Annotated in this window: 9 protein-coding genes; 6 read left to right on the top strand and 3 right to left on the bottom strand. The window is 43.1% G+C overall.

Annotation, left to right across the window (positions count from 1 at the left end; all coding sequences use genetic code 11):
- Nucleotides 1–136: 136 nt before the first annotated feature.
- Entirely contained in the window at nt 137–1,879 is a 1,743-nt protein-coding gene (locus tag AC1IR0_RS02890) for an FAD-dependent oxidoreductase (protein ID WP_479741165.1), read from the top strand.
- Between the two features lie 42 nt (nt 1,880–1,921).
- Here the strand turns inward: AC1IR0_RS02890 and AC1IR0_RS02895 are convergent, their stop codons facing one another.
- The 3 genes from AC1IR0_RS02895 to purL form a co-directional block, all read right to left on the bottom strand.
- Nucleotides 1,922–2,047 carry a KGW motif small protein gene (locus AC1IR0_RS02895; protein ID WP_004645654.1) on the bottom strand — a complete coding sequence of 42 codons (126 nt, stop codon included), beginning with the start codon at nt 2,045–2,047 and terminating at the stop codon, nt 1,922–1,924.
- A gap of 286 nt (nt 2,048–2,333) precedes the next feature.
- Nucleotides 2,334–3,077 (bottom strand): abortive infection family protein, encoded by a 744-nt coding sequence (locus tag AC1IR0_RS02900; RefSeq protein WP_479741166.1) that lies wholly within the window; start codon nt 3,075–3,077, stop codon nt 2,334–2,336.
- A gap of 120 nt (nt 3,078–3,197) precedes the next feature.
- Nucleotides 3,198–7,031 (bottom strand): phosphoribosylformylglycinamidine synthase, encoded by a 3,834-nt coding sequence (gene purL, locus AC1IR0_RS02905; RefSeq protein WP_409665688.1) that lies wholly within the window; start codon nt 7,029–7,031, stop codon nt 3,198–3,200.
- Nucleotides 7,032–8,333: 1,302 nt separating this feature from the next.
- On the opposite strand from purL, the gene AC1IR0_RS02910 reads away from it, so the two are divergent.
- The 5 genes from AC1IR0_RS02910 to ruvB all read left to right on the top strand — a co-directional run bounded on the left by AC1IR0_RS02910 (nt 8,334) and on the right by ruvB (nt 13,713).
- Nucleotides 8,334–9,971, top strand: coding sequence for a sodium:solute symporter family transporter (locus AC1IR0_RS02910; protein ID WP_005252426.1), 1,638 nt, complete (start codon nt 8,334–8,336; stop codon nt 9,969–9,971).
- Nucleotides 9,972–9,982: 11 nt separating this feature from the next.
- Entirely contained in the window at nt 9,983–10,114 is a 132-nt protein-coding gene (locus AC1IR0_RS02915; RefSeq protein WP_004645659.1) for a putative transporter small subunit, read from the top strand.
- A gap of 195 nt (nt 10,115–10,309) precedes the next feature.
- Entirely contained in the window at nt 10,310–11,650 is a 1,341-nt protein-coding gene (locus AC1IR0_RS02920) for a deoxyguanosinetriphosphate triphosphohydrolase (protein ID WP_004731723.1), read from the top strand.
- 117 nt (nt 11,651–11,767) lie between these two features.
- Nucleotides 11,768–12,370, top strand: a complete 603-nt coding sequence (ruvA, locus tag AC1IR0_RS02925) for a Holliday junction branch migration protein RuvA (protein ID WP_005106411.1) — start codon at nt 11,768–11,770, stop codon at nt 12,368–12,370.
- 335 nt (nt 12,371–12,705) lie between these two features.
- A complete protein-coding gene (gene ruvB / locus AC1IR0_RS02930; RefSeq protein ID WP_004279105.1) occupies nt 12,706–13,713 on the top strand; it encodes a Holliday junction branch migration DNA helicase RuvB in 1,008 nt (335 codons plus the stop codon).
- Nucleotides 13,714–13,717 lie beyond the last annotated feature (4 nt).

The following is a 13,717-nucleotide window of genomic DNA, read 5'->3' on the forward strand; positions in this document are numbered from 1 at the left end:
AGATTATGACCCACGTATTGCAAATAAGAATAGGTCGATAGTTTATATGAATATCGCTATATCAACAGATCCTGTTTTACTAGACTGCCTGATTATATAGATAGCTTGTTCTTCACCTATACACATGGAGTCTTGTATGACACAACACTATGACACTGATGTTCTGATCATTGGTACTGGTTCTGCAGGTTCAACATTAGGTTTGGCTTTGGCGAATTATGGTATCAAGGTACAACTGTTTACCCAGTTTAGCTGGCTGGCCAATAGTCCACGTGCCCATATTACCAATCAGCGTGCCATGGAAGTATTACGTGATTTAGGTATTGAAGAACAGGTTAAAGAGATTGCAACACCATGGGAACAGATGGGTGAAAGCCTGATTACCACCAGTCTGGTCGGCGAAGAAATCGCCCGTTTAAGTGCATGGGGTACCGGTGATGAACGTCATGGTGACTATATCCAAGGCAGTCCATGTCCTTTAGTTGATTTGATCCAACCCAAAATGGAAGCTTTACTGGTGAAAAATGCCGGTGAACGTGGTGCAATTTATAACTTCAATACTGAATACCTGTCACATGTGCAGGACGAAGATGGCGTGACTGCTACTTTCCTGAACCGCATTACCAATACTGAATTTAGCTTAAGAGCAAAATATCTGGTGGGTATGGATGGTGCTAAATCTCGTGTATTGGAACAGCTCGGCTTGCCACTGGAAGGCGTGATGGCACGTGCCGGTACCGTCTATGTGACCTTTAAAGCTGATCTTTCTCAATACGTTCAGCACCGTCCTGCGATTCTGCAATGGATCGTGAATCCTGAAGCCAGCTTTGGCGATCTCGGTATGGGATTGTTACGTGCCATTACGCCATGGAATGAATGGATCATGGGTTGGGGCTTTGACATTTCCAAAGGCGAACCACAAGTTACTGAAGAACAGGTCCGTGCCCGCCTGAATGCTTTTGTTGGTACTGAAGTCGAAGAAGTTGAAATCCAGAAATTATCGTACTGGTATGTGAACCAGACCTGGGCCACTGAATATTCTAAAGGTCGAGTGTTTTGTGGTGGTGATGCAGTACACCGTCATCCACCATCGAGTGGCCTAGGTTCAAATACCTGCATGCAGGATGCCTTTAATCTAGGCTGGAAACTGGCATACGCGGTAAAAGGCTGGGCTGCACCTTCCCTGCTGGATTCCTATACCACCGAGCGTGCACCGGTCGGCAAGCAGATTGTAGCGCGTGCGAACCAGTCACGTTTTGATTATAAATACCTGAAAGAAGTCTTTGGTTTTGATCAAGGTGTGACGACTCAGAAGCAAATGCTGGAACGTATCTTTGCGGAAGATGAGCAAGGTGCTGAAATCCGTCAAAAACTATTTGAAGCTTTGGAAATTAAAAACTTCGAATTTAATGCACAAGGTGTAGAACTGAACCAGCGATATAGCTCCAATACGGTGATTGCAGAATCCGAGCCTGAGATTTTTGAAAAAGATGAGCAGCTTTATTTACAGGCAACCACTCGCCCAGGCGCTAAAGTTCCGCATACTTGGCTGATCAATGCCAAAGGTCAAAAGCAGTCGACACTGGATATTACGGGTAAAGGTCGTTTTACCCTGCTCACAGGTTTATCCGGTAAAGGCTGGAAACAGGCGGCAGAAGCATTGGATTTGCCATATCTGGATGTGACTCAGATTGGTTCACGTGGCTATCGTGATGTGTATGGAACCTGGAATGCCAAGTCTGAAATTCATGAATCTGGTGCAGTACTGGTTTGTCCGGATGGTTATGTGGCTTGGCGTTATCAGGACAGTACCAATAAAGCTTTTGATTATGAAAATACGTTAAAGGCGGTATTGAAGCAGGTTCAATTGGTTATTTAAATTATAAAGCCACCTTAATGGTGGCTTTCTTAAAGCTGATGATCAAGAACCCTGCAGCAAGTAACTGCCCACAACGAACAATATTTGTAGTCCTACAACAATACAAAACAACATCCAGCCTTTCTGACGCATTGCCGCCTTATCCATTATTCTAAGTGTTTTAGCCATGTCATCACCTCATCTTTGAGAATTGATACTGAACCGATCTATTCCATCTTTCTTTTATAGTGCAATAAAGTTGTGCATAAAACATACCATAGCACTTTATATACAATATAAAAGCAAAATCTAAACCAACTCAGCAGGAAGAAAAAAAATTAAAAAATCAGAATGCTTAAAAAGCAAAAATCCACCAAATTGGTGGTTGAATAATCCTATGTTAGTGAATTTATTTTAATTTTTCCATACAGTAAAATTAAAATACTATTTAAAAACAATATTTATAATAAAAAATTCATTCACCTTGTTTTAATTTCCAAGATGAGAATAAAAACACGGACATTGTACCAGCCAAATTCACTACTAATTCTGCATGTCTTGGAGAAGGTTTAAAGTTTATTTTACCTTGCCCATGAGCATCACCCACTTTATTTCTCAATGATCCTAAACCTTCAATGATGGAACTACATCCTCCGAGAATTTGTTTGAAAGTCTGCTCCGTATGTTGAGATGAAGCAAGGTTTAATTCTTTACTCACCAATCTATACAGTTGATTTATATCTGGAGCATTGCCATAACCGACTTCGTATTCATCAAGAATATATTTGCAGGTCGATTCTAAAAGTGTTCGAGCTAATGTAATCGCACCTTCGGGATCTGTACTTCTTCGCTCTAATGCTTTCTGCCATATTTGATGTATATAATCCGAGCTTAATTCAGCAATCTTCAACTGTACTACCTGATCCAATGGAGGAACATCTAGACTTTCTAATACATTAAAGAATTCTTTAAATTCCGAATAAATATAATTTTCACGTTCAGCGTAAGATTCAAAATCCCACTTAATCCTAGCTTCAAATTCATCTAATGTGCGTGTGTCTTTAATAAAAAATGGAATATATTCATAAAAGTTTTTAAATGTCAGTAACTCTTGTCTAAGCTGCATAAATGCCTCTGAAGAACCTTTTTCATAAGTATCAGTAGCTCTAGCTATTAGCAATTCTTGTAAAAGTAAAACTTTTTCAATTAAATCGGACATTTGAGGACTCTTTATTCATTTTTTAATCTTTTTCAATTCTATATCTAATCACCTATAAATCTATAATTTGCTTATTAAAAAAGCCCCTTTCGGGGCTTTTTTAATTCTTGATTATATCAATTAGCCAATAAATTTACGTGCATTACGGAACATACGTAACCAAGCACCGTCTTGATCCCAGTCTTCTGGTTTCCATGAATGCTGGATCGCGCGGAAGTTACGTTCAGGGTGCGGCATCATAATCGTTGCACGGCCATCCTGAGACGTTACACCGGTAATACCTTCTGGTGAACCGTTCGGGTTCAATGGATATTGTTCAGTTGCATTGCCATGGCTATCTACATAACGTAGAACCACCTGATTCGATGCATTCAGTGCAGCAAAGTTTTCCGCCGTTGCAACTGCACGACCTTCACCATGCGCCACAGCGATCGGCAGAATCGAACCTTGCATGTCTTGTAACAATACTGAATTCGATTTTTCCACACGAACGTTCACTGCTCGCGCTTCAAATACTTCAGACGTATTGCGATGGAAACGTGGCCAAGCATCCGCACCCGGAATTAATGGAGCCAATTGAGACAACATTTGACAACCATTACAGATACCGAGCGAGAAGGTTTCTTGACGGTTGAAGAATTTCTCAAACTGGTCACGCAATTTAGCATTGAACAATACGGATTTCGCCCAGCCCCCACCAGCGCCCATCACGTCACCATACGAGAAGCCACCACACGTTACCAAACCTTCGAAATCATCCAGGCTGATACGACCTGCCAGCAAGTCACTCATGTGGACGTCAACGGTATTGAAACCGACTTTGTCGAAAGCTGCCGCCATTTCAATATGACCATTCACACCCTGCTCACGCAGAATTGCCATATTTGGACGACGCAAGTTAATGAAAGGTGCTTCAATCGCTTCGTTCAAGTCGAATGTTGGTTGGGCGATAATACCTTTGTGCGCTTTATCAGTAATTAAGGCAAATTCCTGATCTGCAGTTTGTACGTTGTCACGTAGGCGCTGGATTTGATGAGAAACTTCAGTCCATGCCACTTGCAGATCAGCACGTTCAAGTACCAGACCATTTACAGACAATTGGTCAGAATTATTTACAGTACCCACCACTGCAATTGCATCTTTAAGCGTAGATGCTGCAACTTCAGCTTGTAGATCTTCCCAGTCTGCTTTGGCAATTTGCAGAACTGCACCGATTTCTTCAGCGAACAATGAAGCAACAGATTGATCTTCAAGTGCGACACCAAGACGTGAAGCGAACATCATTTCTGCAACAGTTGCCAATAAACCACCATCACCGATGTCATGATACGCTTTGATTAAGCCACGGTTGTTCCAGTCTTGAACCAATGCGAAAAATGCTTTGAAGTCATCGAAACTGTCGACATCAGGCGTCACTGAACCGATTGCTTTATACACCTGCGCCAGAATCGAACCACCTAGACGGAACTGACCTTTAGACAGATCAATACGAACCAGTACAGATTCAAGATCTTTTAATTCAGGAGTCAATGTTTGACGTACATCAGTCACTGGTGCAAATGCAGTGATCACACCTGACATTGGAGAAGTCACAGACTTGTCTTCACCTTCGTCATTCCAGGTGGTACGCATAGACAATGAGTCTTTACCGACCGGAATCGCGATACCGAGTGCAGGACACATTTCCATACCGATAGCTTTCACGCCTTCGAACAATGCCTGGTCTTCGCCAGGTTGACCCGCAGCAGCCATCCAGTTTGCAGACAATTTGATATCACTGATTTTTTCAATCTTCGCAGACATGATGTTAGAGATCGATTCAGCCACAGATAAACGTGCTGATGCAGCAGGATTCAACAACGCTACTGGAGGACGTTCACCCATTGCCATTGCTTCACCGGTGTAACCGACAAGACTTGTAGTTGTTACTGCAGCATCCGCGACAGGAACCTGCCAGCGACCCACCATCTGGTCACGCGCGACCATACCGGTAATCGAACGGTCACCAATACTGATCAGGAATGATTTAGAAGCCACTGTCGGGTTTTTCAGAACGCGATAAATCGCATCTTTTAAATCCGTAACTTTAGCCGCGTCAAAATCATCGCCTTTACGTTCAATCGTTTCATAGGAACGGCTCATACGCGGAGTACCGCCAAGCATCACCTGCATTGGCATATCCACCGGTTTGTTGCCGAACAATGGATCTTCAACGGTTAAGTGACGTGCTTCAGTCGCCTCACCCAGTACTGCAAACGGACAACGTTCACGCGCACAGATTGACTCAAATAATTCTAAAGAAGATGGACGAATCGCCAATACATAACGTTCTTGCGCTTCGTTTGACCAGATCTCCATTGGCGACATGCCAGGTTCTAAAGATGGAATCTTACGAAGATCTAGCACCGCACCCAATTCGTGATCATTCACCAGTTCAGGCATGGCATTTGATACACCACCCGCACCGACATCATGTACCGACACGATTGGGTTGTGGTCTTCCATGCGCCAGCAAGTATCGATCACTTCTTGGCAACGGCGTTCCATTTCCGGGTTTTCACGTTGTACTGAGGCAAAATCAAGGTTCTCGCCCAATTTGCCGCTATCTACAGAAGATGCAGCACCCCCGCCAAGACCGATCAGCATGGCTGGACCACCGAGCACGATCAATAAGTCACCCGGTAAGATCGGATCTTTTTCAACGTGATCTGGACGGATATTTCCGTAACCACCAGCGATCATGATTGGCTTATGGAAACCTTTAACATCGCCATTCACGTTTTGTTCAAAAGTACGGAAGTAACCATTTAAAGCTGGACGACCAAATTCGTTATTGAACGCAGCACCACCCAATGGGCCTTCAATCATGATTTGTAACGGCGATGCCATACGCGATGGTTTGCCGTAGTTTTCTTCCCAAGGCTGTTCAAAGCCCGGAATATTCAGGTTAGATACGGTGAAGCCGGTTAAACCTGCTTTAGGCTTACCACCACGACCGGTCGCACCTTCGTCACGGATTTCACCGCCTGAACCTGTCGCTGCACCGGCAAATGGTGCAATCGCAGTTGGATGGTTGTGGGTTTCCACTTTCATCAGGATATGCGCGGCCTGGCTCTTGTATTTATAAACCTGATGACCATTGTCTTCTTGGGTTGGATAAAAACGCTGGGTATCCGAACCAACAATCACTGAAGCGTTGTCTTTATAAGCCGACAATACATCTGTCGGTGATTCTTTATAGGTGTTCTTGATCATCTGGAACAACGACAATGGCTGAACTTCACCATCAATCGTCCATTCCGAACCAAAAATTTTATGACGGCAATGCTCAGAGTTGGCTTGCGCAAACATCATCAATTCGATGTCATTCGGATTACGACCTAGCTTGATGAAAGCCTCAGTCAGGTAATCAATTTCGTCCATTGATAATGCAAAACCAAATTCATTATTGGCTTTTACCAGTGCTTCTTTACCTTCACCCAGAATATCAATCGAGTTCAGTGGTTTTGGCGCAGTTTCTACAAATAATACCGCAGCATCTTCAATCGCATTGAATACGCTTTCGGTCATACGGTCGTGAAGTACTTGCAATGCTTCTTTAGAGAGCTCTTTTACGCCCTTCAAAGTAAACAAAACGCCGCGTTCAAGTCGATGAACCGGCGTATTACAGTTTTTGAAAATGTCCGTCGCTTTAGAGGACCAAGGAGAGATGGTTCCGACGCGCGGTGTGACTAGAATCTGGATTTCATCACTTGCAGCCTGGTGCAATTCAAAAGATTGACCATCGTTGAGAAGCTGTAAAGCTGATTGCTGTTGTTGCTCGCTGAGCGCTTGGTCAAAGAGGTAGACCCATTGACTTTCAATTGATTGAACAGAACTAATTGACGTCAAACGCGATAATAGTTGAGTTTTCTTAAAAGAAGAATGTGCGGGTGCACCGGCAACGATAAACATGCTGATTTTGGCTCCACGGGATGGTCTGAACAACCATGCCACAATGTGACTTGAGAGAGCGCATATTCTACTGTGAAATAAGGAAATCGGCTAGATGCCAAATCAGAAAACTACGTCTGAAATATCCTGGACTTTTAAAATATTTCGTTTATTTTCAGTCAGGAAAATTGAATGTAGTCGCACAGGTTATCACATTTTTTTAAAGAAAAATCAAAACCGCTTCAGAATAATTTTATATGTAAAAATTGTATTATTTTTCAACAACAATCAGTGCAAACTCAAATTCAGGTTTTATTGTCATGACCTGCCAAAACTCCGATTTAGGCCAAAATGAAATACTTGATTACAAGATTTCATGAAGTCGTATTTTTTGAGACTGTTTTTAATTCTTTTGAGTGACTCCTAACTTTGACTTCTAAGATTAGAAAACTGGTTAAAAGTCTTCTGCCGTTCTGCAATACAAGGAACAGTTCTCCGCTCATCTCCTCCATTACAGCACCAGAGGCAAATTACTCTGCCATATAAATGAGTAATTAATAATGAGTGGCATTTTAATTTGACATAATCTTCAGAATAAAAACCGGACATCTATTCTCATCTTCCAAAAGAATAAAAATAAAATTCCTTATTTTGATCCTTTTATTTTTTCATATTTGATGTTTATCTTCTCAGATCATAATTAAGCGGAATTTACTCATCTAAAAGACCAAAAATCATATCCATAAAATTACTCCACCATATCTAATATTTTGAAATTTCATCACTTATTCATGAGCTCTATTATGCGTAAAAAGCACAATATAAATAGCAAAACACCACTCGTATTTATAAGAAAATTCACCAGGAATTATGAGGCTCATATAAAAAAATAATGAAGAAATGATTAATAATAAAATTTTGTTACTTTTTTATTTAATCCTTATTACCATGTTTTACTTAACTTGAAAATTTAAAATAAATATTTGTAATTAATAGAAAAATATCAAAAATTTTCTTTTTTATTCAACTAACAGAGCTACAGACTCACATGTCTATATCAGCTAAAAATCTTACCAAATAGACACTTCATCAGTAAATTTGATGATTTTATGTTAAGCTCTAGCCGAATTGCTGAGGAAATGTCCAAATTCTGAACCTAGCAATGGTTTTTCCTTTCTGCTGTAGAGATGAATATAAATTCTATATTCGGACACTAACTTTTTGATGTTCTATAGCTTCACTGCTCTGTCTATTTTAGAGCCTTAATCTGTCACCAATGATTTAATTTTCAAAAACAAAAGGTGACCCGCTTAAGGAGTATGTATGTTTCAATTCACTAGTACAGCAACTGTACTATTGATGGTGCTTTTCTATGGCATCACCTTTCTACTATCGTTACGTATTAAACAGAAAAATGAGAATGTTGATGGCTACATGGTCTCGAATGGCTCCATCGGATTTGGAATGTCTGCGGCCAGTATGACCGCCACCTGGATCTGGGCCGCATCATTTTATGCAGCAGCGTCATCCGGATATACATACGGCGTTTCCGGTGCCCTCCACTATGGTTTATGGGGTGCGCTGATGATTTTATTTATCTATCCCTTTGGTAAGCGCTTTCGTGAACTGGCGCCTAATGCCCACACCCTGGCAGAAATTATGCATGCCCGGCATGGCAACCGAAGCCAGATGATTCTGGCAGGTTCCAATATTGTGGGTAGCGTCATCAGCCTGATGGTGAACTTTACCGCCGCTGGGGCACTGGTTGAAATTTTATCTCCTTTAAGCTTTATCCATGGCGTGCTGATTACCGGTATCGGTGTACTGTCCTATACCCTTTGGTCGGGGTTCCGTTCTTCGGTGTTTACCGATTTTGGTCAACTGGTGGCGATGATTGTCGCGGCTGTGATCATTATTCCAACCTTGTTCTTTACCTTAGGCGGACCTTCCCTGTTTCAAAGCGGGATTCATCACCTGCAGCCGGAACAGCTGGATTTTTTCTCTAAAACAGCCTTTCTGGAACAAGGTGCACCATTTTTTGTTGCCGTATTGGCCTACGCGATTGGTAATCAGACCATTGCCCAGCGCCTGTTTGCAGTCCGTGAAGACCTGATCAAACCGAGTTTTATCACTGCAACTATTGGTTATGCTGCAATTGTTATTGGTCTAGGCATGCTGGGGTTATTGGCACTATTTGCAGGTATTCAGCCCATTGATGGCAACCTGAATAACCTGATTCCGCAAATGGCAGCGACTTATCTTTCTCCATTTATGGTCGCGCTGTTATTCATCATGGTGATTGGAGCATTGTCTTCTACCGCTGACTCGGATCTGTCTGCCCTGTCTGCGATTGTCATGACGGACATTTATGGCAAACAGATTGCGAAAAACCGTCCTGATCCAAAGAAAATGCTGTTTATTGGCCGTATGACCATGATCGTTGCCACCATGCTGGGGATTGTGATTGCCACCTTGAAGTTTGACATTTTGTCGATGCTGATTTTTGTGGGTGCGCTTTGGGGCTCTATTGTATTCCCGGTGATTGTCAGCCTGTATTGGGACAAGGTGAATGCCCGGGCCTTTAACTGGTCAGTGGGCCTCGCATTTTTCAGCTTTCTGATAGTACGTTTTGAATGGCTTCCGATTCAGGGATTGATCGCACTTGGCTTTGAACTCGTTGCGACCCTGGGGATTGGTGTGGTGCTGGGTTTGATGACCTTTGGTTTCTTCGGCAAGAAAGTGGGTCTGGTCGTTGGCATATTGGCCAGTATTGGCTTCATGCCATGGACCATCGGCTTCTTGCGTGAATACGGCACCTTGTTAAGCTCACTGACAGCGTATGGCAGTAGTGCGCTGGTATGTACTGTGTTGACGCTATTCTACAGCAAAGAAAAATTTGATTTTAAGCAAATCAACAAGATGGTGATTGAATTTCACCAGCTATCTGAGAAAAGTAAATAAGGAGATTTCAGATGACAAGTCAATTATTGACCCTATATGTACTTTTTTGGCCATTGGTGGCAAGCCTGGTCTTGTTCACGATTTGCCTGAATGTCTATAAAGACACACAACAGGCCAAGAAAAATGGTGAAGAGCTAATTTGATTCTTCATCCTAAACAAAAAGCAGGCCATTGAGCCTGCTTTTTATTGTTCATTTGATGATTTCGATTTTTAATTCTCAGTCTTTTCCAGCTGACTAAAATAACAATAGGCAGCATGACAATTCATGTCGCACTGCCCTAGTGCAGGAGCTAGTTTTTTGGCATGATGCAAATAGTGGATCACTGAATAATGATAAATGACTCAAATGCGTTGGTTAGAACTGCTTTCGACAGTTCGGATTGGTAGTAAAAAGCAGAGCACTGAACTGGCACGCAGCCCGTTTCATAAAGATTATGACCGTATTATTTTTTCGCAAAGCTTCCGGCAGTTAAACCGCAAAACCCAGGTCCATCCACTGACCCAGCACGATGGCATTCATACCCGTTTGACCCATTCGCTGGAAGTCTCCTGTATTGGCCGTTCACTGGGTATGCTGGCTGCCGAGAAAATCAAAGATAATTTACCTGCCTGGATTTCTCCGGCTGATGTTGGTGCCATCATTCAGGCTGCCTGTCTGGCGCATGATATTGGCAACCCGCCTTTTGGTCATGCCGGTGAATACGCCATTCGGGAATGGTTTGACGATGCATCACATACCGACTTTTTAAAAGATTTGAGTCCTGAACAGGAAGCCGATGTACGCCAGTTTGAAGGCAATGCCCAAGGCCTGCGCCTGCTGACCAAGATTGATTACCATCCTTATGATGGCGGCATGCGCCTGACTTATGCCACGCTTGGTGCCTATCTTAAATATCCGTGGCTCTCTGAGGCCATTGACCCCACTGGTAACACCCCCGCCAGCCGGCGTCCAAAATTTGGTTGTTACCAGTCTGAAAAAGAGATTTTGCAGGAAATTTCTGAACAGCTAGGATTAATCCGGCTTGGTGAATATCATTATTGTCGTCATCCGCTGACCTATCTCTTAGAAGCTGCGGATGATATCTGTTATGCCCTGATTGATCTGGAAGATGGTATTAGCCTGAATATGCTCAGTTATGCCGAAGTCGAGCCAGTTTTCCTGAACTTGCTGGGTGAATATGGCACGCCTGAAGAAATCAATCTGCCTAATACCACCTGGCAACAAAAAATTGCCGCCTTACGTGGCCGGGTCATGAAACGTCTGGTAGATGAAGTCACCACAGCCTTTGCCCGACATCAGCAGGAAATTCTAATGGGCCAACTGCAAGGCTCATTGCTGGGTTATTGCAGTGCCGACATTGAGATTGGCATTAACCGGGCCAAAGAACTGGCGCGAGACAAGATCTTCGAACATCCGCAAAAAGCCGGTCTGGAAATTATCGCGCATCAAAGTTTACAAACGATTCTGGATGCCTTTATTCCACTGACCACGCCGCACAAAACTTTAAGCTTTAAAGAGCAGCGTTTAATGGCTATTTTAAAACGCTCGGGTGCGCAGTTTAGCGCTGATCATTATGACAACATTATGCAGGTGCTAGATATTGTCTCCAAGTTTTCTGATCACCAGGCTTATAATCTGGCGCAGGAACTGCATGGCAATAAAGCCGGGTTACTCTAATGTGAACGAGCGCCTGATGATAATCTCAGCAAAATCACTGGATTTGAATGATAGAGTTTTGCCTTTATCGAAAATGCTGACTACTATGCCTGTATTAAATTTGAGTATGTATAAAAAATGATTGGATGCCTAATTGGGGAAGTGCTGGCGCTGGAAGCACCGACTGTTTTATTAAATGTAAACGGCGTAGGTTATGAGATTGACACCCCTTTAACCACTTTCTGTCAGTTGCAAAAAGGCCAGAAAATTACCCTGTGGACCCATCTTGCTGTTCGTGAAGATGCCCAGTTACTTTATGGCTTTATCAATACGCAGGAAAAAACCATTTTCCGTACCTTATTAAAGGTGAACGGCGTAGGTCCGAAAATGGCGCTTGGTATTCTTTCAACTTTAAGTGTGGAAATGCTGATCCATACTGTTGAACATGAAGATATCAACACTCTGGTAAAAGTTCCGGGGGTGGGTAAAAAGACTGCAGAACGCTTGATGATTGAATTGCGTGACCGCTTTAAAGCCATGGCTTCAGGTGCTGCACCAAGCAATTCAACTGCACCACAAATTCAGTTTATGGGCAATTCAGCCGTGGCTGAAGCGGAAGCTGCATTACAGTCCTTGGGCTATAAACCTGCTGAAGCACAAAAACTGGTGAATGCTGCCAAAGGTGAATTTACTGAAGCCAGTGATATTATCCGGGCTGCATTAAAGTCGATGAATAAATAGAGATGATATCCAAGTTACAGGATAAAGTCTGATACGTGTAAAAGTCATTCGCAACTGTTTGAGGCAGGAGACATTTATAGTTAAATGTTTCTGCGATATATTCGATAAGAATCAATATTCGACGAGTTTTGCGAATGACAGTGGTTTTGCTTACTTTTGCCGAAACAAAAGTAAGGCGAACCGCAGGTTAATACTCAGATATAAATCTGATTGGAAAGACTCTGCAAAAATTCAATTCCTCGCCTAGGCGAAAATCTTAGGATTCAGATCCATATTTGAGGCCGTGTCAAAATTACCAGCTCAAAGGATCACTAAAACATTGGTATATAAACGTTATGCAAGACCGTCTCATCAGTGGTTCTGAAAAACCCGAAGATCATTTCGATCGCGCCATCCGCCCGACTTCCCTCGATGACTACATCGGTCAGCCGGTGGTTCGTGAGCAGATGGAAATTTTCATTGGTGCAGCCCGTGGCCGTGAAGAAGCTCTTGATCACACATTGATCTTTGGCCCGCCAGGTCTGGGTAAAACGACATTGGCCAATATTATTGCCCGAGAAATGGGTGGCAATCTCAAGTCAACTTCTGGCCCGGTACTGGAACGTGCCGGTGACTTAGCCGCGATGCTAACGAATCTGGAAGAAGGCGATGTGCTGTTTATTGACGAGATTCACCGTCTTTCACCCGTGATTGAAGAAATTCTGTATCCGGCGATGGAAGATTATCAGCTCGATATCATGATTGGTGAAGGCCCTGCTGCTCGCTCGATTAAACTGGATTTACCGCCATTTACCTTGGTAGCTGCAACTACACGTGCCGGTCTACTCACCTCTCCGCTGCGTGACCGCTTCGGAATCGTGCAACGTTTAGAGTTTTATTCGGTTGAAGATTTAACCCACATTGTCAAACGTTCAGCCAACTTGATGGATGTGCCTATGACCGGAGATGGCGCAAAAGAAATTGCCCGTCGTTCACGAGGCACACCACGTATTGCCAACCGTTTATTACGCCGTGTGCGTGATTATGCTCAGGTCAAAGGTACCGGTGAAATCAACCAGGATATGGCCCAACGTGCTTTGGATATGCTCAAAGTCGATAAAGATGGTTTAGACACACTCGACCGTCGTTATTTATCTATGCTTCTTGAGCGTTTTGATGGTGGTCCTGCCGGTGTTGAAGCCTTGGCTGCTGCCATGGCGGAAGATTCTGGTACGCTTGAAGATGTCATTGAGCCTTACCTGATTCAGCAAGGTTATGTGATGCGAACCGCGCGTGGTCGTATTGCAACGAATATGGCGTATTTGCAGTTTGGGATGACGCCGCCCGAACCAAAAGAGAAGTGATTTT

This window comes from Acinetobacter sp. 129952 (genome assembly GCF_056642055.1).

Coding starts and splice junctions, on each gene's coding strand:
- AC1IR0_RS02890 (WP_479741165.1), top strand. CDS start 137: ATGACACAACACTATGACACTGATGTTCTGATCATTGGTACTGGTTCT.
- AC1IR0_RS02895 (WP_004645654.1), bottom strand. CDS start 2,047: ATGGCTAAAACACTTAGAATAATGGATAAGGCGGCAATGCGTCAGAAA.
- AC1IR0_RS02900 (WP_479741166.1), bottom strand. CDS start 3,077: ATGTCCGATTTAATTGAAAAAGTTTTACTTTTACAAGAATTGCTAATA.
- purL (WP_409665688.1), bottom strand. CDS start 7,031: ATGTTTATCGTTGCCGGTGCACCCGCACATTCTTCTTTTAAGAAAACT.
- AC1IR0_RS02910 (WP_005252426.1), top strand. CDS start 8,334: ATGTTTCAATTCACTAGTACAGCAACTGTACTATTGATGGTGCTTTTC.
- AC1IR0_RS02915 (WP_004645659.1), top strand. CDS start 9,983: ATGACAAGTCAATTATTGACCCTATATGTACTTTTTTGGCCATTGGTG.
- AC1IR0_RS02920 (WP_004731723.1), top strand. CDS start 10,310: ATGACTCAAATGCGTTGGTTAGAACTGCTTTCGACAGTTCGGATTGGT.
- ruvA (WP_005106411.1), top strand. CDS start 11,768: ATGATTGGATGCCTAATTGGGGAAGTGCTGGCGCTGGAAGCACCGACT.
- ruvB (WP_004279105.1), top strand. CDS start 12,706: ATGCAAGACCGTCTCATCAGTGGTTCTGAAAAACCCGAAGATCATTTC.